We start from the raw sequence: 23,117 nt of genomic DNA, 5'->3' as shown, positions 1-23,117 counted from the left end.
ACCCCGGCCCCCATCAGGGTCATGGTGAAGACCGTGTTGATGAAACGGGCGTCGAGGCGCTGCAGGCGCTTGAGCTGTTCCTGGCCGTACAGCTCGTTGATGTAGCTGATGCGCGTCATGTTGAATTCGAGAAGACGGCTTGGCGGCAACTCGCGCAGGCGTTCATAAAAACTGCGCGGCCCGAGGAAAAATCCACCGTGGATGCAGATGCCGTCAGGTTGCGCTGCCTCGTCGAGGGTGCCGGCGTTGGCCCGTTCCTGGGTCGGAACGTCGGGGTAGACCTTGCGCCGGACAATTCCGGCCTCGGCCAGCACCAACAAACCGTTGACGAACATTTCACTGCAACCGTACAGCCCTTTGGCAAACGGCTCGACTCCACCCTCGCGCTCGATCAGTTGCGTCCACTGGCTAAGGTTCAGGTCCGCCAGCAGCGTCTGGTAACCGGCATTATCGGCCTGGCGTGCGAGCAGCGCCGCCGTCAGCGCATCGCCCATGGCGCCGATGCCGATCTGCAGCGTCCCGCCGTCGCGCACCAGGGTACTGGCGTGCAGACCGATCAGATGATCCTGGAAACCCACCGGCATGTTCGGCGTGGAAAACAACGTGTGGCTGTCCTTCTCGTCGATCAACAGGTCGAAAGCGTCGATGCCGACTTCCGCGTCGCCCGGCATGTAGGGCAAATCGTTGTGCACCTGGCCGACCAGGAGGATGGTCTCTCCGGCCGCGCGCCGCTTGGCGATCATCGGCAGCAGGTCGAGGGTGATATCCGGGTTGCAGCTCAGGCTCAGGCGATCCGGGTGCTGGGGCTCGCTCGCCACCAACTGCGCCACCAGGTTCAAGCCGGCAGCGTTGATGTCCCGGGCCGCGTGGCTGTAGTTGCTGCTGACGTAGTTCTGCTGGGCCGACGCACTGTGCAGCAGGCTGCCGGGCTGCATGAAGAACTGCTCGACCCGTATGTTGGCCGGCAGGCTGTCCTGATGCAGGTCGGCCAGGTAATCCAGTTCGGGATAGTCGCCGAAGACCCGTTCGATAAAGGGTTCGAGGAAGCGCTTCTGCAGACCGTCGCCCAGGTTTGGCCGGCCCAGGCTCAAGGCCGTGTAGATGGTCAGCTGTCGCTCGGGCAGTTGTGCGATGCGCCGGTACAGCGCGTTGGCGAACAGGTTGGGTTTGCCCAACCCCAGGGGCATGCCGAGATGAATATGCGCGGGCAGACGCTCGAGCACGTCATCCACCGCCTGTTCGATTGAACACAACTGCACCATCGGACCCTCCTGGACATTCCATGAATGTGGGTTGGACCGAGCTTGCCGGGTCTTGGTTGCGATGAACAGCCCTGGAAAAACCCCAGGCACAAAAAAGCCGCCCGTAAGCGGCTTTTTTGCGCGGGATATCGGCGTATTACAGGCCGGACATCTCTTTGATGGCGCCCTTGAGGTCGTCATCCGAGCAATCGGCGCAGGTGCCTTTAGGCGGCATGGCGTTCACGCCAGTAATGGCCTTGGCCAGGATGCCATCGAGACCGCCCTGGTGGTCGGCGCGCTCTTTCCAGGCAGCCTTGTCACCGATTTTCGGTGCGCCCAGCAGGCCGGTGCCGTGGCAAGCGTTGCAGTGTTTTGCAATCACGTCTTTCGGCGTCTTGGCAGCCCCGCCGCCAGCCGAGGCCACGACTTCCATACCCTTGCATTCCTTGCCCTGGACGCAGACCTGGCCGACGGGTTCAAGGCGCTTGGCGATTTCGTCGTTGGGCGCAGCTTGAGCGCTCGCAGCCCATAGGGCCAATACGGTTGCTGGTGCAGCCAGCATTTTCATAATTAGGTTCACGCGTACACCCTCAATGGTGGCTAGTCACGCCTGCGGCCACGGTTTGCAGGCGGGCGCAAGTATAGCGGTAAGCCCGTCACACTGAAACAACCCCAAAGTCGCAAGGGTCTTGTTTGCGATGACGGTGCCTTCCCTGGGCGCCTTTGCCGTACGGGCCGGCGCCGCTTTTTCTAGAAATTGGCCGGTGTGGCTGCGCTGATCAGTCGCGCCGGCACGTCGAACGGATTACGGAAACGGTGGGGCTTGGTGCTTTCGAAATAGTAGCTGTCGCCGGCTTCGAGCACGAAGGTTTCGACACCCACCACCAGTTCCAGCCGCCCTTCCACCAGGATCCCGGTTTCCTCGCCCTCATGGGTGAGCATCTCTTCACCGGTGTCGGCGCCAGGCGGATAGATTTCGTTGAGGAAGGCGATCGCCCGGCTCGGGTGTGCCCTGCCCACCAGCTTCATGGTCACGGCGCCGTCGGAGATGTCGATCAGTTCGTTGGCTTTATAGACGATCTGGGTCGGTTTCTCCTGAAGGATTTCTTCGGAGAAAAACTCGACCATGGACATGGGAATCCCGCCAAGGACCTTACGCAGCGAGCTGATCGAGGGGCTGACGCTGTTCTTCTCGATCATCGAAATAGTGCTGTTGGTGACACCCGCGCGCTTGGCGAGTTCACGCTGGGAAAGGCCTTTGAGTTTACGAATGGATTGCAGTCGTTCACCGACGTCCAATGCTGGAGCCTCCAGGGAATCAGGTTGTGAGGAAAGTGAGCGTTATCATGGCGACAGCGTTCAGTATTTACAACACTTTGACCCGAATCCTGTGCGGTGAAGCGACTTTCGGTAGCTGGCGCCGCGCGTCAATGCCCGGAATAGAGCCGTGGCACCCGTCGCAGGTTGCAGAAAATCTGATAGGGGATCATGTCGGCGGCCTTGGCAACATCGCTGGCCAGGATGTTCTTGCCCCACAACTCCACGGTCGAGCCGAGCCCGGCCAGGGGGACGTCGGTCAAGTCGACACAGAGCATGTCCATCGACACCCGTCCGACCAGTTGGCTGCGCTGCCCATCCACCAGCACCGGTGTACCGGTGGGCGCCTGGCGTGGGTAGCCGTCGGCATACCCCATGGCGACCACGCCGACCCGGGTCGGTTGCGTGGTCACAAAACGGGCACCGTAGCCCACCGGTTCTCCAGCGGGCAATTCGCGCACGCTGATGATCTTCGACTCCAGGGTCATCACCGGTTGCAGGCGCGAGGCGACGGCGTTGGGTTCGTCAAAGGGCGTCGCCCCGTAGAGCATGATGCCCGGGCGCACCCAGTCGCTGGGTATCTGCGGCCAGCCCAGCACAGCCGGTGAGTTGCGCAGGCTGATCTGCGCCACCAGGCCCTGGCGGGCCTTGTCGAATATCGCCAGCTGCTCAGTGCTGCTGGGATCGTGCAGTTCATCGGCACGGGCGAAGTGGCTCATCAAGACAATCTTCGCCACCTTGCCGCTGGCGAGCAGACGACGGTAGGCCGCCTGGTAATCCGCCGGATGCAGGCCGACCCGGTGCATGCCGGAATCGAGCTTGAGCCAGACCGTGATCGGCTGGCTCAGCGCGGCTGTTTCAATCGCTTCGAGCTGCCACAACGAATGCACCACGCACCAGAAATCGTGCTCGACGATCAACGGCAGCTCACTGGCCTCGAAAAAACCCTCCAGCAGCAGGATCGGCCCACGGATCCCGGCGGCCCGCAGTTCCAGGGCTTCTTCGATGCAGGCGACGGCGAACCCGTCCGCCGTGTCCTGCAGCGTCTCGGCGCAACGCACCGCTCCATGCCCGTAGGCGTCGGCCTTGATCACCGCAAGGGCCTTGGCCCCCGTGACTTCGCGGGCCAATTGGTAGTTGTGACGCAAGGCTTGGAGATCGATCAGGGCACGGGCAGGACGCATGGCGGCAGGCTTCTAGGCGGTCATGAATAAAAAACCGGTGCTGGCTGACAGCATGAACCACCAACAGCACCGGGAGAGGGATCGTTTGGGCCGGTATTTAAGGCAACGCGGCCACGACGGACAGCTCCACCAGAATCTCCGGTTCGCACAGCTTGGCTTCCACCGTGGCACGGGCCGGGGCGACGCCCTTGGGCAACCATTTGTCCCAGACGGCGTTCATGCCTTCGAAGTGGGCGTCGATGTCTTTCAGGTAAATCGTCACCGACAGCAAACGATTCTTGTCGGTCCCGGCCAGGTCCAGCAAGCGCTCGATATTGGCCAGACTTTCGCGAGTCTGCTGTTCGATACCGGCGTTCATGTCGTCGCCGACCTGCCCGGCCAGGTAAACGGTGCCGTTGTGCACGACAACCTGGCTCATGCGGTCATTGGTGAGCTGGCGCTGGATTGACATGTTTTGCAGACTCCTGGTGTTTGCTGCCATAACGGGAAATATCGAGGCCTTCGGCGCTGATCTGCGGCTTTTTCTTCGCCATCAGGTCGGCCAACAGGCGACCGGAACCACAAGCCATGGTCCATCCGAGGGTGCCATGGCCGGTGTTCAGGAACAGATTCTTGAAGGGCGTAGCCCCCACGATTGGCGTGCCATCCGGGGTAGTCGGGCGCAAGCCGGTCCAGAAACTGGCCTGGGCCAGGTCGCCGCCCTGAGGATAAAGGTCGTTGACGATCATCTCCAGGGTTTCGCGCCGGCGCGGGTTGAGGGACAGGTCAAAACCGGCGATTTCCGCCATGCCGCCCACCCGAATGCGGTTGTCGAACCGGGTGATCGCGACCTTGTAGGTTTCGTCGAGAATGGTCGAAGTCGGCGCCATCGCCGGGTTGGTGATCGGCACGGTCAGGGAGTAGCCCTTGAGCGGATACACCGGTGCACGGATCCCGAGGGGCTTGAGCAGTTGCGGCGAATAGCTGCCCAGGGCGAGGACGTAGCGGTCGGCGGTTTCCAGCTTGCCGTCGATCCAGACGCCGTTGATGCGATCACCGGCGAAGTCCAGGCGCTGGATATCCTGGCCGAAGCGGAATTGCACACCGAGCTTCTCGGCCATTTCCGCCAGGCGCGTGGTAAACATCTGGCAGTCGCCGGTCTGGTCGTTGGGCAGGCGCAGGGCGCCGGCCAGGATGTCGGTGACATTCGCCAGGGCCGGTTCAACCCGGGCAATGCCCTCGCGGTCGAGTACTTCGAACGGTACACCCGACTCTTTCAGCACGGCGATGTCTTTTGCCGCGCCATCGAGCTGGGCCTGGGTGCGGAACAGCTGGGTGGTCCCCAGGCTACGGCCCTCGTAGGCAATGCCGGTTTCGGCGCGCAGCTCGTCGAGGCAGTCACGGCTGTACTCGGACAGGCGCACCATGCGCTCCTTGTTGATGGCATAGCGGCTGGCGGTGCAGTTGCGCAGCATCTGTGCCATCCACAGGTATTGGTCAATGTCGGCAGTGGCCTTGATCGCCAGCGGCGCGTGGCGCTGCAGCAGCCACTTGATGGCCTTGAGCGGTACGCCCGGTGCGGCCCACGGCGAGGCATAACCCGGCGACACCTGGCCGGCGTTGGCGAAACTGGTTTCCATGGCTGGCGCCGGCTGACGGTCGACCACCACCACTTCAAACCCGGCACGGGCCAGATAATAAGCACTGACGGTGCCGATGACGCCGCTACCCAAGACCAGAACGCGCATGTTGATGCCCTCATCGCGGATAACCGCTGACGTTTGTTGTACATAGCTTTGATGGTCGCAGTGTAAAAAAGATCAGCCAGTGCTTTTCACTATATAAACGCCTATATTTGGCGAGAATTCTCGGCAAAAACCCTTTTCACGGAGGCGCATCACCTGTGCGTACCAACACCCAGACCAAACGTGAGCTGGACAAGATCGACCGCAATATCCTGCGCATTCTCCAGGCGGACGGGCGCATCTCCTTCACCGAGCTGGGGGAAAAGGTCGGCCTCTCCACCACGCCCTGCACCGAGCGGGTACGGCGCCTGGAGCGCGAGGGCATCATCATGGGCTACAACGCCCGACTCAATCCGCAGCACTTGAAGGGTAGCCTGCTGGTGTTCGTCGAAATCAGCCTCGACTACAAATCCGGCGACACGTTCGAAGAGTTCCGACGCGCCGTGCTGAAACTGCCTCACGTGCTGGAATGTCACCTGGTGTCAGGAGACTTCGACTATCTGGTGAAAGCACGGATTTCCGAGATGGCTTCGTACCGCAAGCTGCTGGGGGACATCCTGCTCAAACTGCCCCATGTGCGCGAATCCAAGAGCTACATCGTGATGGAAGAGGTGAAGGAGAGCTTGAACCTGCCGATTCCGGATTGAGCCTGGCTCAAGGCAATGGTTGTCTGGACGGACGCTTTCGCGAGCAAGCTCGCTCCCACACCGGTCAGAGGTGGATACACTCTTGTGAGCAACGGAGATCCATTGTGGGAGCGAGCTTGCTCGCGAAGGCCGCGACTCGGTATCCCTGCCTGCTAGACCAACACCTGGCGAGTGCTGGCCATGTATTCATGAATCTGCTTCTCGACCCGCGGATGAATCAGTTCCACCGGTCGCCGGCCATTGGGACAAGGCAAGGTCGCCGTGGTGCCGAACAGCCGGCAGATCAGCGGGCGCTCGTCGTAGACGGTGCAACCGTTGGGCCCCAGGTGCACGCAGTCGAGTGCGTCCATGGCCGCGTCCTGTTCAGCGCGGGTCTTGCGGGGCAAGCGGGCCATTTCCTCCGGCGAGGTGGTCACCGGACCACAGCAGTCATGGCAGCCCGGTACGCACTCGAACGAGGGAATCTGCTGGCGTAGCGTGCGGATTTTTTGACTGTTGCAGCTCATCGAGGCGGTTACCGAAGGAGACGGTCCAGGATTCTGCCTTAAAAGCCGCACACCAGACAGCGCCAGCCGACCGGTGTTGCCCAGTAAGGAATTGCCAGCTTATGCTCCGTAAAATTTCTCAAACACAAAAATCAGGATTACGCACATGAACGCCCGTGTTCAGCAACCTGTCCCGAGCCACGCGCACGCCGCCTCTTATTACGCCGCCAGCAGCCTGCCGCAACCGGACCATCCGCTGCTGCAGGGTGAATTGCTGGCGGATGTCTGCGTGGTCGGCGGCGGGTTCTCCGGGTTGAACACGGCGATCGAACTGGCCGAGCGCGGCATGAGCGTGGTGCTGCTGGAAGCGCACCGGATTGGCTGGGGCGCCAGCGGGCGCAACGGCGGCCAATTGATTCGTGGCGTTGGCCATGGCCTCGATCAGTTTGCGCCGATCATCGGTGCCGACGGCGTACGCCAGATGAAGCTCATGGGCCTTGAGGCCGTGGAAATCGTCCGACAGCGCGTCGAGCGTTTCCAGATCCCGTGCGACCTCACCTGGGGTTACTGCGACCTCGCCAACAAGCCCAGCGACCTGGAAGGCTTCGCCGAAGACGCCGAAGAACTGCGCAGCCTGGGTTATCGCCACCCGACCCGACTGCTGCAAGCCAACGAAATGCACAGCGTCGTGGGTTCGGATCGTTATGTCGGTGGGTTGATCGACATGGGCTCGGGGCATCTGCATCCGCTGAACCTGGCCCTGGGCGAAGCCGCCGCCGCGCAGCAACTGGGGGTCAGGCTGTTCGAGCAATCGGCGGTCACACGTATCGACTACGGTCCTGAAGTGAGGGTGCACACCCGGCAGGGCTCAGTCCGCGCCAAGACGCTGGTGCTGGGCTGCAACGCTTACCTCAATGGACTCAATCCGCAACTGGGCGGCAAAGTGCTGCCCGCTGGCAGCTACATCATCGCCACCGAACCCTTGAGCCAGGCCCAGGCACAGGCGCTGTTGCCACAGAACATGGCGGTCTGCGATCAACGCGTGGCGCTGGATTACTACCGGCTTTCAGCGGATCGACGCTTGCTGTTTGGTGGGGCCTGTCACTATTCCGGCCGCGACCCACAGGACATCGGCGCGTACATGCGGCCGAAGATGCTCAAGGTCTTCCCGCAATTGGCGGATGTGAAAATCGATTATCAATGGGGCGGGATGATTGGCATCGGTGCCAACCGTTTGCCGCAGATCGGCCGGCTCAAAGACCAACCTAATGTGTATTACGCCCAGGCCTATTCCGGCCATGGGGTGAATGCCACGCACCTGGCCGGCAAATTGTTGGCCGAAGCGATCAGCGGGCAGCACAGCAGCGGCTTCGATCTGTTCGCCCAGGTCCCGCACATGACCTTCCCTGGCGGCAAGCACCTGCGCTCACCGCTGTTGGCGCTGGGGATGTTGTGGCATCGGTTGAAAGAGTTGGTCTAAAGAACTTCAGCACTACGGATGACGCTATCGCGGGCAAGCCTTGCTCCCACAGATCAATTTCAAATCTGTGGGAGCAAGCAAATCTGTGGGAGCAAGGCTTGCCCGCGATAGCAATCTCAGGACCCACACCGCGTCAAAGCCGCCAGAACGGCTTCAAGCCCTCCTCCCGCGCCTGCTCCCGACTCAGCCCGATGTCACGCAACTGTTCGGGTGTAAGTTCCAGCAAGGCTTGGCGTGTATGCAGACGATGCCAGAACAGGGCCCAACGGCTCAGGCCGGATGGCGGCTTGCGCAACATCGCACTACGCAGCCCCCTCTCCTGCCCTGCCGCCAGTTCCTGACTGTGTAACGTCAGCCGCACATCGCTCAAGCCGTTCATTTTGATCGCTCCTGTTTACTTGGGTAGCCAGAGGTTTCATGATGCGCGGACGGTCAAAAGCAATACAGATTCAACTCATTTTTTTTATAAGCATACAGATTCGGTATTTCCAGCACTGAATTGTCATTTTCCACCCCAACTGTATCGGTTGCAGTGGGCCATCTCATCGGGAGCGCACCATGACCCTCTACGTGAACCTCGCCGAATTGCTCGGTACCCGCATCGAACAGGGCTTCTACCGCCCCGGCGACCGGCTGCCGTCAGTGCGGGCATTGAGCACGGAACATGGGGTCAGCTTGAGTACGGTGCAGCAGGCCTATCGCGTGCTGGAAGACAGTGGGCTGGCGATGCCGAGACCCAAGTCCGGCTATTTCGTCCCCGTGGGCCGCGAACTGCCGGACCTGCCGGTGGTAGGCCGTCCGGCCCAGCGCCCAGTGGATATTTCCCAGTGGGACCAGGTGCTGGAGCTGATCCGCGCCGTACCGCGCCCGGATGTGGTGCAACTGGGACGCGGCATGCCGGATATCAATTCGCCGACCATGAAACCGCTGCTGCGCAGCCTGGCGCAGATCAGCCGTCGACAAGACATGCCCGGCCTGTATTACGACAACATCTACGGCAACCTCGCGCTACGTGAACAGATCGCCCGGCTGTCGCTGGACTCCGGCTGCCAGCTGGGGCCCAACGATTTGATCGTCACCACTGGTTGCCATGAGGCCCTGTCGGTCAGCATCCGCGCCACCTGCGAACAAGGCGATATCGTCGCGGTGGACTCACCCAGTTTTCACGGGGCCATGCAAACCCTCAAGGGCCTGGGCATGAAGGCTTTGGAGATCCCCACCGACCCGCTCACCGGCATCAGCCTGGATGCCCTGGAACTGGCGCTGGAGCAATGGCCGATCAAGGCCATACAGTTGACCCCCAGCTGCAATAACCCGCTGGGCTACATCATGCCCGACGCTAATAAACGCGCGCTGCTGACCCTGGCACAGCGCTTCGACGTGGCGATCATCGAAGATGATGTGTATGGCGAGTTGGCCTACACCTACCCTCGCCCGCGCACCATCAAGTCCTTCGATGAAGACGGCCGCGTCCTGCTCTGCAGTTCTTTTTCCAAGACCCTGGCGCCAGGCCTGCGCATTGGCTGGGTCGCGCCGGGCCGGTATCTGGAGCGAGCGCTGCACATGAAATACATCAGCACCGGCTCCACCGCGCCACAACCGCAGATCGCCATTGCCGAATTTCTCAAGGGTGGGCATTTCGAACCCCATTTGCGCCGGATGCGTACGCAATACCAGCGCAATCGCGACATGATGATCGATTGGGTCAGCCGTTATTTTCCACCGGGTACCCGGGCCAGTCGCCCGCGGGGCAGCTTCATGCTGTGGGTCGAATTGCCCGACGGTTTCGACACGCTGAAGCTCAATCGGGTCCTGCTCGACCAAGGCGTGCAGGTCGCCGTCGGCAGCATTTTTTCGGCATCGGGCAAGTACCGCAACTGCCTGCGGATGAACTACGCTGCCAAGCCAACGGCCCAGATCGAAGAGGCTGTACGCAAGGTAGGAACCGCCGCTATCGCGTTGTTGAACGAAACCCAGCGCGACGTCGTCTGAACTTTACCCAGGGAAGCAGCACCCAACAGCCGATCAACGTGAACAAGCGGAACGATCCTACGTGAGATCCAGACCGATCCTGACTGCTCTGCTGCTAGTCGCCTCGCTGCTGAGCGGCTGCGCCAGTCTTGATGTCACCCGCGAGCCCTCCCAGGCCTTACCGGCCGCCGAATCTTCGTTCGGCCGCTCGGTCCAGGCCCAGGCTGCCACCCATGAAGGGCGCTCGGGCTTTCGGCTGCTGTCGGACAGCACCGACGCGTTCATCGCCCGGGCCGAGTTGATTCGTCACGCCCAAGGCAGCCTGGATTTGCAGTACTACATCGTCCACGACGGCATCAGCACGCGGATGCTGGTGGATGAATTGCTCAAGGCCGCCGACCGGGGCGTGCGCGTGCGCATCCTGCTGGACGACACCACCAGCGATGGCCTCGATCAGATCATCGCGACCCTCGCCGCTCATCCGCAGATCCAGATTCGCCTGTTCAACCCACTGCACCTGGGACGCGCCACCGGCGTGACCCGCAGCCTCGGGCGCCTGCTCAACCTGTCACAGCAACACCGCCGCATGCACAACAAGTTGTGGCTGGCGGACAACAGCATGGCCATCGTCGGCGGCCGCAACCTGGGCGACGAGTATTTCGACGCCGAACCCAACCTGAACTTCACCGACATCGACCTGCTCGGTGTCGGCCCGGTGGCCGAACAATTGGGGCACAGCTTCGACCAATACTGGAACAGCGCCCTGAGCAAACCCATCGAACAGTTCCTGTCCCATCGCCCCACGTCCGAGGACCTGGCCAATAGTCGCCTGCGCCTGCAAGAGTCCCTGGAGCAGACCCAACAGGAGAATCAAGCGCTCTACCAGCAGTTGACCGCCTACAAGACCCAACCGCGCCTGGACACTTGGCGCGACCAGTTGATCTGGGCGTGGAACAAGGCGCTGTGGGACGCGCCCAGCAAAGTGCTGGCCAAGGACGAGCCGGATCCGCAGCTATTGCTGACGACCCAACTGGCGCCGGAACTGACGGGGGTCAGCAAAGAACTGATCATGATTTCCGCCTACTTCGTCCCCGGTCAGCCAGGTTTGGTGTACCTGACCAGTCGCGCCGATGCCGGCGTGTCGGTGAGCCTGCTGACCAACTCCCTGGAAGCCACCGACGTGCCCGCCGTGCATGGCGGCTATGCGCCGTACCGCAAGGCTCTGCTGCAACACGGCGTACGGCTGTTCGAGCTGCGACGCCAACCGGGCGACACCGGCAGCAGCCCTCACCTGTTCTACAGTAAATCCTACGGCCAATCGGACTCCAGCCTGCACAGCAAGGCGATCATCTTCGACCAGCAGAAATCGTTCATCGGCTCGTTCAATTTCGACCCGCGCTCGGTGCTGTGGAACACCGAAGTCGGCGTGCTAGTGGACAGCCCTGAACTCGCCGGCCAAGTGCGCGATCTGGCCTTGCAGGGCATGGCGCCAGCCCTGAGCTATCAGGCCAGGCTGGAGGATGGAACGCTAGTATGGACCACCGAAGACAACGGCCAGACGCACGACCTGGACCGCGAACCGGGCAGCTGGTGGCGCCGGTTCAATGCCTGGTTCAGCACGACGATCGGGCTGGAGCGGATGCTTTAGGGGGCGACCGCGTTCATGACAACCCGCTTTTGGAGGCAGACCGCTTTTGTGGCGAGGGAGCTTGCTCCCGCTGGACTGCGAAGCGGTCCCGGCTTTTGCGGTTGCTGCGCAACCGAGCGGGAGCAAGCTCCCTCGCCACAGGGGTTTCGGGGTTTTCAAGCGGGTTCTGTTGCCCCGAACGCCCCTTGGCGCAACAGCAGGATCACCAGGCCAAACGCCCCTGCCGCCATGAACAAAGGCAGCGCATGCCCGCTGATCCACTGGCTGCCCGCTCCCGCCGCCAGCGGGCCGACCAGGCAACCAAGGCCCCACAGTTGCGCGACATGGGCGTTGGCCCGCACCAGCGCATCGTCGCGGTAACGCTCGCCGATCAGGATCAGCGACAAGGTGAACAAACCGCCGGCACTGGCGCCGAACAGCACCCACAGCGGCCAGATCAACAGGGTATCGATCAACAGCGGAACCGCCAGGCTCGATAACGTCAGCGCCACCGCACAGCCCGTCAACAGGGCCCGGCGAGACACGCGATCGGCCAGGGCACCGATGGGCAACTGCAACAGGGCATCACCGACCACCACGGTGCTGACCATCGCCAGCGCGATGTCGGCGGTGAAGCCCTGGCGCAGGCAATACACCGGCAGCAACGTGAGGATCATGGCCTCGAACGCGGCGAACAACGAGACCGCCCAGGCAATCGCCGGCAAGCCTCGGCAAAACGTCCACAAATCGCCAAACGTAACGCTGCCGGCCTCGCTGCTCGGCGCACCGCTACGGCCCAGCAACAGCAAGGGTGCGACCAACAGCAGGCCGACGCCCACCCAGAACCCGTAGTCATGATCGGTCCCCAGTGCGCCCAGCAGCAGCGGACCGGACAACTGGCTCAGGGCATAGCTGCTGCCGTACAGCGCCACCAGTCGCCCACGCCATTTCTCAATGACCAGTTGATTGATCCAGCTTTCACCCAGAATGAACACCAGGGTCAGGACCACGCCAATCACCAGGCGCAGCAGCAACCAGACCGAATAGCTCGGCAGCAGCGCCAGCAGGCCGATGGACACCGCGCCGCCCCACAGGCACAGACGCATCAACGCCGCCGTGCCAAACCGCGCCGCCAACCGGCTCGACACCTTGGCCCCGAGCAACACCCCCACGGCCGGCATGGCGGCCATCACACCAATGGCGAACGAGCCATAGCCCCAGCCCTCCAGGCGCAGCGACACCAACGGCATGCTCACGCCCAAGGCCAGGCCGACGCTCAGGACAGACGCCAACACGGCGAAATAGGTCGCCCAACGCATTTCCACACTCCTGTGGAGGGTTATCAATCTCAGCCATCCCCCAAAACACTGTGGGAGCGAGCTTGCTCGCGATAGCGGCGCAACATTCAACAAAGTCGTCGACTGTCATACCGCTATCGCGAGCAAGCTCGCTCCCACAGGGGGGATCAGCGCTGTTTGAAGCCCCGGACAGGATCCGGGGCCATCATCCTCAGAGCTTGATCCAGGTCGACTTCAGCTCGGTGTATTTGTCGAACGCATGCAGCGACTTGTCGCGACCGTTGCCCGACTGCTTGAAGCCACCGAACGGCGCGGTCATGTCGCCGCCGTCGTACTGGTTGACCCAGACGCTGCCGGCACGCAGGGCCTTGGCGGTCAGGTGGGCCTTGGAGATGTCCTTGGTCCATACCGCAGCGGCCAGGCCGTACGGTGTGTCGTTGGCAATCTCGATGGCCTGCTCGGCAGTGTCGAAGGCAATGACCGACAACACCGGGCCGAAAATCTCTTCCTGAGCGATTTTCATCGCGTTGCTCACGCCATCGAAAATCGTCGGCTCGACGTACGTACCGCCCGTTTCCTCAAGGATACGCTTGCCGCCGGCCACCAGTTTGGCGCCGTCGCTGTGCCCGGCCTCGATGTAGGACAGCACGGTGTTCATCTGCTGGGTATCGACCAGGGCGCCGACATTGGTGGCCGGGTCCAGGGGATTGCCAGGCTTCCAGCCCTTGAGGGCTTCGATCACCAGTGGCAGGAAGGTGTCCTTGATGGAGCGCTCCACCAACAGCCGCGAGCCGGCGGTGCAGACTTCGCCCTGGTTGAAGGCGATGGCGCTGGCGGCGGATTCGGCGGCGGCTTGCAGGTCCGGGGCATCGGCGAACACGATGTTCGGGCTCTTGCCGCCGGCTTCCAGCCAGATGCGCTTCATGTTCGATTCGCCGGAGTAAATCATCAGTTGCTTGGCGATCTTGGTAGAGCCGGTGAACACCAGCGTATCGACGTCCATATGCAGGGCCAAAGCCTTGCCGACGGTGTGGCCGTAGCCTGGCAGCACGTTCAGCACGCCTTTCGGAATGCCGGCCTCGATCGCCAGTGCGGCGATGCGGATAGCGGTCAACGGGGATTTTTCCGACGGTTTTAGCACCACCGAGTTACCGGTGGACAGCGCCGGGCCTAGCTTCCAGCAGGCCATCATCAACGGGAAGTTCCAAGGCACGATAGCGCCCACGACCCCCACCGGCTCACGGGTTACCAGGCCCAACTGGTCGTGCGGCGTGGCCGCCACTTCGTCGTAGAGCTTGTCGATGGCTTCGCCGCTCCAGCTCAAGGCCTGGGCCGCGCCGGGAACGTCGATGTTCAGGGAATCACTGATTGGCTTGCCCATGTCCAGGGTTTCGAGCAGGGCCAGCTCTTCGGCATGCTGCTTGAGCAGGCCGGCGAAACGAATCATGGTGGCTTTGCGCTTGCTCGGTGCCAGGCGCGACCAGACGCCGGAATGGAACGTGGCACGGGCGTTTTCGACCGCACGCTGGGCGTCGGCGACGTCACAGCTGGCGATCTTGCCCAACAGACGGCCATCGACCGGGCTGAGGCAATCGAAGGTTTCGCCGGACACCGCATCGGTGTACTCGCCGTTGATGAAGGCGCGGCCTTCGATCTTCAGGTCGCGGGCGCGTTGTTCCCAGTCGGCACGAGTCAGGGTGGTCATGCGTGTGTCCTCCTCTTATTGAGTACGAACGCCGCGCGGTGCGCAGCGCTTCAAAAGAATTCTGCCCGGCCAGCCTGCTTTCGGCGCTCTTTTCGGCATAGGGCACCCGCCACCCTAAACCAGCGGCTGGTCATGTTTCAATATATTTGACACAACGCTGGCAAACGGCCTTGCGATGTTCGTTTTAATAAACATAGACTCGAGGCCTTCCAAGCGATCACTGGGGATCACCCGCATGAGCATTCAGGACATCGTCGATTTCAGCCAGGCCAATACCACCGCCGAACGTTATCGCCCGGACCCGGCCAAGGTGTTCAAGGGCGACCCCGAACAAACAGTGTTCAACCACTACAGCAGCCCCTGCGGGCAAATGAACGCGGGCGTATGGGAAGGCGCAGTCGGCCAGTGGACGGTCAATTACACCGAGCATGAATACTGCGAGATCGTCCAGGGTGTTTCCGTGCTGCGGGACAACGATGGCAATGCCAAGACCCTGCGGGCCGGCGACCGTTTCGTGATTCCAGCGGGGTTCAAGGGTACTTGGGAAGTGCTGGAGCCGTGCCGCAAGATTTACGTGGTGTTCGAGCAGAAGGCTTGAGATTTGTGCGGCCTGGGCCGGCCTCATCGCGAGCAAGCTCCCACAGGGATCTGAGGCGTCATAAGGTCCAGTGTGGGAGCGAGCTTGCTCGCGATGAGGTCCTGACAGGCAACAAAAAAGGCCCGTATCTCGCGATACGGGCCTTTTTCGTAAGAAGGGAAAAATCAATTACTTGATTTTGCCTTCCTTGTAGATCACGTGCTTGCGAACAACCGGATCATATTTCTTGATCTCGATTTTGTCCGGGGTAGTACGCTTGTTCTTGTCGGTAGTGTAGAAGTGACCAGTACCGGCGCTCGAGATCAAACGAATCAATTCACGCATGATTAGCTCCCTTAAACCTTGCCATCGCGACGAAGTTCGGCCAGCACGACACTGATGCCACGCTTGTCGATGATGCGCATGCCCTTGGCAGATACGCGCAGACGCACAAAACGTTTCTCTTCTTCAACCCAGAAGCGGTGATGCTGCAGGTTCGGCAGGAAACGACGACGGGTTTTGTTGTTTGCGTGGGAAATGTTATTCCCAGTCACCGGACCCTTACCGGTAACTTGACAGACTCTCGACATGCCTCAGCCCTCTAAAACCACATGCCCAACCCGGCATGGGTTGGCCGCTTAATCTCTCAGTCATTTGGCGCCAGGCGCCGCGTTTCTTTAAGGGTCTTACCGGCTACACCTACAGTGAAGGAACCGGGCCCCTAGAAAAGAGCGCTGCTTTATACCAGAAAGACCACAGTGCAACAACAGCCGATGTGATTTGTCTTCGTAGGATATCCTCGACCAACCGCCCCGAGCGGCGGGGGCAGAGGCTGGCGCAGCCCCTTACCGCTCGTCGCTGCACGCAGGTTTTTTTCACTTGCGCCGGGTTTTGGCCATCGATACGTCGCCGCAGAGTGCCGGAAAATGCAAAAAGGGGATAGTCATTTAGCAGCGAGCCCACTAGGGTAGGCCTTTTCCAGACTGCACTCGCAGATGGGCCTTCGACTTGCACAGGAAACCGACCATGCGCCTCGCTGCCCTACCATTGTTGCTCGCCCCTCTGCTGATCACCCCGCAGGCCTTGGCCGCCGCCCTGAGCGTCTGCACCGAAGCCAGCCCGGAAGGGTTCGATGTCGTCCAGTACAACTCCCTGACGACCACCAACGCCTCCGCCGACGTGCTGATGAACCGCCTGGTGGACTTCGACACCGCCAGCGGCAAAGTGGTCCCCAGCCTGGCCGAGCGCTGGGAAGTCTCCACCGATGGCCTGGCCTACGTGTTCAAGCTGCGGCCACAGGTCAAGTTCCACCGCACCGACTACTTCACACCGCGCCGCGACCTGACCGCCGAGGACGTGAAGTTCAGCTTCGAGCGCATGCTCGACCCGGCGAACCCTTGGCACAAGGTGGCGCAAAGCGGCTTCCCCCACGCCCAATCCATGCAATTGCCGGCGCTGATCAAGAAAGTCGACGCACTGGACCCGCTGACCGTGCGCTTCACCCTCGATCACGCCGACTCGACCTTCCTGGCGACGTTGAGCATGGGCTTTGCCTCCATTTATTCGGCCGAATACGCCGATCAGCTGATGCAGGCCGGCACGCCGGAAAAACTCAACAGCCAACCGGTCGGCACCGGCCCGTTCATTTTCAGCCGGTTCCAGAAGGACGCCTCGATTCGCTACAAGGCCAACGACGCCTACTTCGGCGGCAAGCCCCAAGTGGATCCGCTGGTCTTCGCCATCACGCCGGACGCCAACGTACGATTGCAGAAACTGCGCCGCAACGAATGCCAGATCGCCCTGTCGCCCAAGCCGCTGGACGTACAAGCCGCCAAGCAAGAACCCACGCTGAAGGTCGAGCAGACCGACGCCTTCATGACCGCGTTCGTGGCGATCAACAGCCAGCATCCGCCACTGGACAAGCCTGAGGTGCGCCAAGCCATCAACCTGGCCTTCGACAAGCCCAGCTACCTCAAGACCGTCTTCGAAGGCACCGCCGAAGCCGCCAACGGCCCTTATCCACCGAACACCTGGAGCTATGCCAAGCACTTGCCGGGCTACGCCCATGACCCGGCCAAGGCCCGTGACCTGCTGGCCAAGGCCGGCTTGAAGGAAGGCTTCAAGACCACCATCTGGACTCGCCCCTCCGGCAGCCTGCTCAATCCCAACCCGAGCCTTGGCGCGCAGTTGCTGCAATCGGACCTGGCGGAAATCGGCATCCAGGCGGAAATCCGCGTGATCGAATGGGGCGAACTGATCCGGCGCGCCAAGGCCGGCGAACATGACCTGCTGTTCATGGGGTGGGCCGGCGACAACGGCGACCCGGACAACTTCCTCACGCCACAATTTTCCTGCGCGGCGGTCAAGTCCGGCACCAACTTCGCCCGCTACTGCAACCCCGACCTGGACAAACTGATCAGCGCCGGCAAAACCACCGGCGAACAAGGCGTGCGTGCCAAGCTCTACGAGCAGGCCCAGGCCCAGATCCAGCAACAAGCCTTGTGGCTGCCCCTGGCGCACCCGACCGCCTTCGCGCTCACCCGCAAGGATGTGCAGGGTTATGCGGTGAGCCCGTTTGGGCGCCAGGATTACTCCAAGGTCAACCTCAAGTAACCCCGGCCCCACAGCGCCCCTCCTGTGGGAGCCTGTGGAGCTGTGGAGTCTGTGGGAGCAAAGCTTGCTCGCGATAGCGGTTTTACAGCCAACAGAAGTGTTGTATGTGACGACGGCATCGCGAGCAAGCTTTGCTCCCACAAGGGATTACTCAAGCCTGATCGTGCCTACATCCACCCACTCTCCGCCATCGACAACGGCTCCCCATCGCCAACGATGAAATGGTCGAGCACCCGCACATCGATCAACTCCAGCGCCTCCTGAAGCCGCTCAGTGAGCACCCGGTCGGCCTGGCTGGGCTCGGTGTTGCCGGAGGGGTGGTTGTGGCACAGGATCAGCGCAGCGGCGTTGTGGGCCAGGGCCCTCTTGACCACCTGCCGGGGATGGACACTGGCGCTGTCGATAGAGCCCCGAAACAGCGCCTCGAAGGTCAGCACCTGGTGTTTGGAATTGAGAAACAGGCAACCGAACACCTCGTGGGGTTCGTGGCGCAGCATCGATTTCAGGTACTCACGCACCGCGAACGGGCTTTCCAGCGACGTTTTTTCCCGTGCCCGCTCAGCCAAATGCCGACGGCTCATTTCCTGAACCGCTTGCAGCTGGGCAAACTTCGCCGGCCCGAGCCCCATATGATTACTGAATGTGATCTGATCGGCTTCAAGCAGCGCGCGCAGGCTGCCAAATTGAATCAATAGTTGTCGCGCCAGATCCACCGCGCTTTTGCCCGACACGCCGGTTCGTAAAAAAATCGCCAGCAGCTCGGCGTCCGAAAGACTCCCAGCCCCCAGCGCCAATAACCTCTCCCGCGGCCGCTCGGCGGCGGGCCAATCGCGAATACTCATGGCATCTCCCTGATTGTGGGCGCCGCTGTTCCGTAGCGGTCGCTGTGATATCGTAGCCCATCTTTTTTTGCAGGCGATTTGCACCCTGGCAGGCTGCTGCCAAGGGGTTCGCCCTGCACTGACCACTGAAATCGAAAGGCAGGCCTATGCAGCGGCTGTATCGGAAACGCATCGTTCTGGGCGTCGGCGGCGGCATTGCCGCCTACAAGAGCGCCGAGCTGGTTCGCAGGCTTATCGACCAGGGCGCGGAAGTTCGGGTCGTCATGACCCGCGGTGGCAGCGAGTTCATTACTCCGCTGACCATGCAAGCCCTGTCCGGGCACCCGGTCCATCTGGACTTGCTCGACCCGGCGGCCGAAGCCGCCATGGGTCATATCGAACTGGCCAAGTGGGCCGACCTGGTGCTGATCGCCCCGGCCACGGCCGACCTGATCGCCCGCTTGGCCCAAGGCATCGCCGACGACCTGCTGACCACCCTGGTGCTCGCCACCGACGCAGTGGTCGCCGTGGCGCCGGCCATGAACCAGGCCATGTGGCGCGACCCGGCCACCCAGGCCAACCTGCAACTGCTGGAAAGCCGCGCCCTGAAAGTCTTCGGCCCGGCCTCTGGCAGCCAGGCCTGCGGCGATGTCGGCATGGGCCGCATGCTTGAGGCCACCGACCTGGCCCAGTGCGCCGCCGACTGCTTCCAGCGCCAGGCCCTGACCGGCAAGCACGTGCTGATCACCGCCGGACCGACCCAGGAAAACATCGACCCGGTACGCTACATCACCAACCACAGCTCCGGGAAAATGGGCTTCGCCCTGGCCGAAGCTGCCGTGGAAGCCGGCGCCCGGGTGACGCTGATCACCGGTCCCGTGCACTTGCCGACCCCGGACCGGGTCACGCGCATCGACGTGGTCAGCGCCCGGGACATGCTCGCGGCCTGCGAAGCGGCCATCCCGTGTGACCTGTTCATCGCCTCGGCGGCAGTGGCGGACTACCGCCCCGAAGTCGTTGCCCCGCAAAAATTGAAGAAAGACCCTACAAGCGGCGACGGCCTGCTACTGCAAATGGTGCGCAACCCGGACATCCTGGCCAGCATCGCCACCCGCCCCGACCGCCCGTTCAGTGTCGGCTTTGCCGCCGAGACCGAACACCTGCTCGATTACGCCGCCCGCAAGCTCAAGGACAAGAACCTCGACTTGATCGTCGCCAACGACGTGGCCAACCCGAGCATCGGCTTCAACAGCGAAGAAAACGCCTGCAGCGTGATCGACCGCCAGTTGCACGCCACACTTTTCGCCCAGACCAGCAAGAGCAAGATTGCCCGCCAGCTGATCACTTTTATCGCCGAACGTCTGAACCAGGTTTAATGTCATGCACGCCCTACAAGCCAAGATCCTCGACCCACGCATCGGCAACGAATTCCCGCTGCCGCAATACGCCACACCGGGCTCCGCCGGCCTCGACCTGCGGGCGATGCTCAAGCAGGACACGATCCTGGAACCGGGCCAGACCCTGCTGATTCCTACCGGCCTGTCGGTGTACATCGGCGATCCGGGCCTGGCCGCGCTGATCCTGCCGCGCTCGGGCCTGGGCCACAAGCACGGCATCGTGCTGGGCAACCTGGTGGGCCTGATCGACTCCGACTACCAAGGTGAATTGATGGTGTCGTGCTGGAACCGTGGCCAAACGGCCTTCAACATTGCCGTGGGCGAACGCATCGCGCAGTTGGTGCTGGTGCCGGTGGTCCAGGCCCACTTCGAACTGGTCGAAGAGTTCGACGAAAGCCAGCGCGGCGCGGGTGGTTTCGGGCATTCCGGCAGCCATTGACCGGTGGTTACAGGCCGGGCGTCCTGCCCGGCTCGTTTGTGAAGCTTGTGTTTCAGGACAAAAAATGAGCAATGGCTTTCTGCTAGGTTTCCCACCCGGAATCAATGTATTAGGCGAGCGAGGCCGGGGTAACGCTGTCTCATGGCACTTTCCCACCACGAACTCTCTGTCAAAAACGCCGTCATACCCTTCAGCTTGAGCCTGCCGACGCTAACCGTCGGCCTGTCCAGTCACTTTCCTGATAGAGCGCCCCGCCCATGAACACCCCAGCCGCAATCGCCCCGATCTTCCCTGACAGCATCTTCCGCGCCTACGACATCCGTGGCGTGGTACCGGAAACCCTCACCGCCGAAACCGCCTACTGGATCGGCCGCGCCATTGGCTCCCAGAGCCTGGCCCAGGGCGAACCGAATGTGAGCGTCGGCCGTGATGGCCGCTTGTCGGGCCCCGAGCTGGTCGAACAACTGATCAAAGGCGTTGCCGACAGTGGCTGCCACGTCAGCGACGTGGGCCTGGTGCCGACCCCGGCGCTGTACTACGCCGCCAACGTGTTGGCCGGCAAGTCCGGGGTGATGCTCACCGGCAGCCACAACCCATCGAACTACAACGGCTTCAAGATCGTCATCGCCGGCGACACCCTCGCCAACGAGCAGATCCAGGCCCTGCATACCCGCCTCAAGACCAACGACCTGAGCAGCGGCCAGGGCAGCGTGACCAAGGTCGATATCCTTCCTCGCTACAACGACGAGATCGTCAAGGACGTGAAACTCGCCCGTCGCCTGAAAGTGGTGGTCGATTGCGGCAACGGCGCGGCTGGCGTGATCGCCCCGCAACTGATCGAAGCCCTGAACTGCGAAGTCATCCCACTGTTTTGCGACGTGGACGGCAACTTCCCTAACCACCACCCGGACCCGGGCAAGCTGGAAAACCTCGAAGACCTGATCGCCAAGGTCAAGGAAACCAACGCCGACCTGGGCCTGGCCTTCGACGGCGACGGCGACCGCGTGGGCGTGGTGACCAATACCGGTAGCGTGGTGTTCCCGGACCGCCTGCTGATGCTGTTTGCCAAGGACGTGGTGGCGCGCAACCCGGATGCCGAGATCATTTTCGACGTCAAATGCACCCGTCGCCTGGTGCCGCTGATCAAGGAATATGGCGGTCGTCCACTGATGTGGAAAACTGGTCATTCGTTGATCAAGAAGAAAATGAAACAGAGCGGCGCCCTGCTGGCCGGCGAAATGAGCGGCCACATCTTCTTCAAGGAACGCTGGTTCGGTTTTGACGACGGCATCTACAGCGCCGCGCGCCTGCTGGAAATCCTCAGCAAGGAGAAATCCACGGCCGAAGAGCTGTTCGCAACCTTCCCGAACGATATTTCTACGCCAGAAATCAATATCCATGTGACCGAAGAGAGCAAATTCAGCATCATTGATGCACTGCACGACGCTCAATGGGGCGAAGGCGCCGAACTGACCACCATCGATGGTGTGCGGGTCGACTATCCCCACGGCTGGGGCCTGGTTCGCGCATCCAACACCACACCGGTGCTGGTACTGCGTTTCGAGGCCGACAACGAGGCTGAACTGCAGCGCATCAAGGATGTGTTCCACACCCAACTCAAACGTGTTGCACCTGATCTCCAACTACCGTTTTGATTTTTTGAAGCACTACCGGAGCCCTGAATGACCCTCGAACGCGAAGCCGCCGCCAACACCGCCAAGGTCCTGTCCGAAGCGTTGCCTTATATCCGACGCTACGTCGGCAAGACCCTGGTGATCAAATACGGCGGCAACGCGATGGAAAGCGAGGAGCTCAAGACCGGCTTCGCCCGCGACATCGTGCTGATGAAGGCCGTGGGCATCAACCCAGTGGTCGTACACGGTGGTGGCCCGCAAATCGGTGACCTGCTCAAGCGCCTGTCGATCGAAAGCCACTTCATCGATGGCATGCGCGTGACCGACGCGCAGACCATGGATGTGGTGGAGATGGTCCTGGGCGGCCAGGTCAACAAGGACATCGTCAACCTGATCAACCGTCATGGCGGCAGCGCCATCGGCCTGACAGGCAAGGACGCCGAGCTGATCCGGGCGAAGAAACTCACCGTCACCCGCCAGACACCGGAGATGACCCAGCCGGAAATCATCGACATCGGTCATGTGGGCGAAGTGGTCGGCATCAACACCGACCTGCTGAACCTGCTGGTCAAGGGCGACTTCATCCCGGTCATCGCGCCCATCGGCGTGGGCGCCAACGGTGAGTCGTACAACATCAACGCCGACCTGGTGGCGGGCAAGGTTGCCGAAGCACTGAAAGCCGAAAAGCTGATGCTGCTGACCAACATCGCCGGCCTGATGGACAAGTCGGGCAAAGTCCTGACCGGACTGTCGACCCAGCAGGTCGATGACCTGATCGCCGACGGCACCATCTACGGCGGCATGCTGCCGAAGATTCGTTGCGCGCTGGAAGCGGTACAGGGCGGCGTCGGCAGCTCGCTGATCATCGACGGCCGGGTACCAAATGCGATCCTGCTGGAGATCTTCACCGACACCGGCGTGGGTACGTTGATCAGCAATCGCAAGCGCCCTTAAGCG

At 61.8% G+C, this 23,117-nt stretch carries 22 protein-coding genes and 1 pseudogene; 10 read left to right on the top strand and 13 right to left on the bottom strand.

What is annotated here, in order from left to right; translation table 11 throughout:
* The 6 genes from B0E42_RS19670 to dadA form a co-directional block, all read right to left on the bottom strand.
* Positions 1 to 1,262: acetyl-CoA hydrolase (locus B0E42_RS19670; RefSeq protein ID WP_077507091.1), on the bottom strand; the 1,262-nt coding region annotated here is incomplete at its 3' end.
* Positions 1,263 to 1,398: 136 nt separating this feature from the next.
* Positions 1,399 to 1,809 (bottom strand): cytochrome c5 family protein, encoded by a 411-nt coding sequence (locus B0E42_RS19665; RefSeq protein WP_018602590.1) that lies wholly within the window; start codon positions 1,807 to 1,809, stop codon positions 1,399 to 1,401.
* A gap of 182 nt (positions 1,810 to 1,991) precedes the next feature.
* Positions 1,992 to 2,540 carry a cupin domain-containing protein gene (locus B0E42_RS19660; RefSeq protein WP_003206841.1) on the bottom strand — a complete coding sequence of 183 codons (549 nt, stop codon included), beginning with the start codon at positions 2,538 to 2,540 and terminating at the stop codon, positions 1,992 to 1,994.
* Between the two features lie 128 nt (positions 2,541 to 2,668).
* Positions 2,669 to 3,742 carry an alanine racemase gene (alr, locus tag B0E42_RS19655; protein WP_077507090.1) on the bottom strand — a complete coding sequence of 358 codons (1,074 nt, stop codon included), beginning with the start codon at positions 3,740 to 3,742 and terminating at the stop codon, positions 2,669 to 2,671.
* A 97-nt stretch (positions 3,743 to 3,839) separates the two neighbouring features.
* Entirely contained in the window at positions 3,840 to 4,193 is a 354-nt protein-coding gene (locus B0E42_RS19650) for a RidA family protein (protein WP_018602587.1), read from the bottom strand.
* The gene (gene dadA, locus B0E42_RS19645) at positions 4,165 to 5,469 is read right to left on the bottom strand and encodes a D-amino acid dehydrogenase (protein WP_024618128.1); all 1,305 of its coding nucleotides are present in this window, start codon (positions 5,467 to 5,469) and stop codon (positions 4,165 to 4,167) included. The genes B0E42_RS19650 and dadA overlap by 29 nt, the downstream gene beginning before the upstream one ends.
* Before the next feature lie 155 nt (positions 5,470 to 5,624).
* Here dadA and B0E42_RS19640 point away from each other — a divergent pair, with 155 nt between their 5' ends.
* Positions 5,625 to 6,113: an Lrp/AsnC ligand binding domain-containing protein gene (locus tag B0E42_RS19640; RefSeq protein ID WP_003206849.1), complete on the top strand. Its 489-nt coding sequence runs from the start codon at positions 5,625 to 5,627 to the stop codon at positions 6,111 to 6,113.
* 152 nt (positions 6,114 to 6,265) lie between these two features.
* Here B0E42_RS19640 and B0E42_RS19635 read toward each other — a convergent pair whose 3' ends face one another.
* Positions 6,266 to 6,619 carry a YkgJ family cysteine cluster protein gene (locus tag B0E42_RS19635; RefSeq protein WP_018602566.1) on the bottom strand — a complete coding sequence of 118 codons (354 nt, stop codon included), beginning with the start codon at positions 6,617 to 6,619 and terminating at the stop codon, positions 6,266 to 6,268.
* Positions 6,620 to 6,764: 145 nt separating this feature from the next.
* On the opposite strand from B0E42_RS19635, the gene B0E42_RS19630 reads away from it, so the two are divergent.
* Positions 6,765 to 8,078 carry an FAD-binding oxidoreductase gene (locus tag B0E42_RS19630; protein WP_053182998.1) on the top strand — a complete coding sequence of 438 codons (1,314 nt, stop codon included), beginning with the start codon at positions 6,765 to 6,767 and terminating at the stop codon, positions 8,076 to 8,078.
* Positions 8,079 to 8,211: 133 nt separating this feature from the next.
* Here B0E42_RS19630 and B0E42_RS19625 read toward each other — a convergent pair whose 3' ends face one another.
* The gene (locus tag B0E42_RS19625) at positions 8,212 to 8,457 is read right to left on the bottom strand and encodes a DUF1127 domain-containing protein (RefSeq protein WP_018602562.1); all 246 of its coding nucleotides are present in this window, start codon (positions 8,455 to 8,457) and stop codon (positions 8,212 to 8,214) included.
* 179 nt (positions 8,458 to 8,636) lie between these two features.
* Between B0E42_RS19625 and B0E42_RS19620 the strand changes: the two genes are divergently transcribed.
* Positions 8,637 to 10,070 (top strand): PLP-dependent aminotransferase family protein, encoded by a 1,434-nt coding sequence (locus B0E42_RS19620; protein WP_053183003.1) that lies wholly within the window; start codon positions 8,637 to 8,639, stop codon positions 10,068 to 10,070.
* 61 nt (positions 10,071 to 10,131) lie between these two features.
* Positions 10,132 to 11,697 carry a phospholipase D family protein gene (locus tag B0E42_RS19615; protein WP_053183007.1) on the top strand — a complete coding sequence of 522 codons (1,566 nt, stop codon included), beginning with the start codon at positions 10,132 to 10,134 and terminating at the stop codon, positions 11,695 to 11,697.
* A gap of 155 nt (positions 11,698 to 11,852) precedes the next feature.
* Here B0E42_RS19615 and B0E42_RS19605 read toward each other — a convergent pair whose 3' ends face one another.
* Positions 11,853 to 12,995, bottom strand: coding sequence for an MFS transporter (locus B0E42_RS19605; RefSeq protein WP_053190080.1), 1,143 nt, complete (start codon positions 12,993 to 12,995; stop codon positions 11,853 to 11,855).
* A gap of 190 nt (positions 12,996 to 13,185) precedes the next feature.
* Positions 13,186 to 14,679 carry an aldehyde dehydrogenase gene (locus B0E42_RS19600; RefSeq protein WP_018602554.1) on the bottom strand — a complete coding sequence of 498 codons (1,494 nt, stop codon included), beginning with the start codon at positions 14,677 to 14,679 and terminating at the stop codon, positions 13,186 to 13,188.
* A gap of 235 nt (positions 14,680 to 14,914) precedes the next feature.
* On the opposite strand from B0E42_RS19600, the gene B0E42_RS19595 reads away from it, so the two are divergent.
* On the top strand, positions 14,915 to 15,277 hold the full coding sequence (locus B0E42_RS19595) for a cupin domain-containing protein (RefSeq protein WP_046064464.1): 363 nt from the start codon (positions 14,915 to 14,917) through the stop codon (positions 15,275 to 15,277).
* A gap of 168 nt (positions 15,278 to 15,445) precedes the next feature.
* Here the strand turns inward: B0E42_RS19595 and rpmG are convergent, their stop codons facing one another.
* Together rpmG and rpmB are read right to left on the bottom strand one after the other, a co-directional pair.
* On the bottom strand, positions 15,446 to 15,601 hold the full coding sequence (gene rpmG, locus B0E42_RS19590) for a 50S ribosomal protein L33 (RefSeq protein ID WP_003177274.1): 156 nt from the start codon (positions 15,599 to 15,601) through the stop codon (positions 15,446 to 15,448).
* A gap of 11 nt (positions 15,602 to 15,612) precedes the next feature.
* Entirely contained in the window at positions 15,613 to 15,846 is a 234-nt protein-coding gene (gene rpmB, locus B0E42_RS19585; RefSeq protein WP_003177273.1) for a 50S ribosomal protein L28, read from the bottom strand.
* 436 nt (positions 15,847 to 16,282) lie between these two features.
* On the opposite strand from rpmB, the gene B0E42_RS19580 reads away from it, so the two are divergent.
* A complete protein-coding gene (locus B0E42_RS19580) occupies positions 16,283 to 17,869 on the top strand; it encodes an ABC transporter substrate-binding protein (protein ID WP_018602514.1) in 1,587 nt (528 codons plus the stop codon).
* Positions 17,870 to 18,036: 167 nt separating this feature from the next.
* On the opposite strand, the gene radC is transcribed toward B0E42_RS19580, so the two are convergent.
* Positions 18,037 to 18,711, bottom strand: a complete 675-nt coding sequence (gene radC / locus B0E42_RS19575) for a DNA repair protein RadC (protein WP_018602512.1) — start codon at positions 18,709 to 18,711, stop codon at positions 18,037 to 18,039.
* Between the two features lie 146 nt (positions 18,712 to 18,857).
* Between radC and coaBC the strand changes: the two genes are divergently transcribed.
* The 4 genes and pseudogenes from coaBC to argB all read left to right on the top strand — a co-directional run bounded on the left by coaBC (position 18,858) and on the right by argB (position 23,114).
* Entirely contained in the window at positions 18,858 to 20,066 is a 1,209-nt protein-coding gene (gene coaBC / locus B0E42_RS19570; RefSeq protein WP_003206865.1) for a bifunctional phosphopantothenoylcysteine decarboxylase/phosphopantothenate--cysteine ligase CoaBC, read from the top strand.
* 4 nt (positions 20,067 to 20,070) lie between these two features.
* On the top strand, positions 20,071 to 20,526 hold the full coding sequence (gene dut, locus B0E42_RS19565; protein WP_003206867.1) for a dUTP diphosphatase: 456 nt from the start codon (positions 20,071 to 20,073) through the stop codon (positions 20,524 to 20,526).
* Between the two features lie 251 nt (positions 20,527 to 20,777).
* Positions 20,778 to 22,181 (top strand): annotated as a pseudogene (locus B0E42_RS19560) (phosphomannomutase/phosphoglucomutase); the annotation flags it as partial.
* Between the two features lie 27 nt (positions 22,182 to 22,208).
* Positions 22,209 to 23,114 (top strand): acetylglutamate kinase, encoded by a 906-nt coding sequence (argB, locus tag B0E42_RS19555; RefSeq protein WP_003206871.1) that lies wholly within the window; start codon positions 22,209 to 22,211, stop codon positions 23,112 to 23,114.
* Positions 23,115 to 23,117 lie beyond the last annotated feature (3 nt).

Origin of the sequence: Pseudomonas sp. A25(2017), from assembly GCF_002001065.1 — a bacterium.
Classification (GTDB): Bacteria; Pseudomonadota; Gammaproteobacteria; order Pseudomonadales; family Pseudomonadaceae; genus Aquipseudomonas; species Aquipseudomonas kilonensis.
The sequence above is the reverse complement of the archived record's forward strand: the minus strand, read 5'-3'. Positions and strand labels throughout refer to the sequence as shown.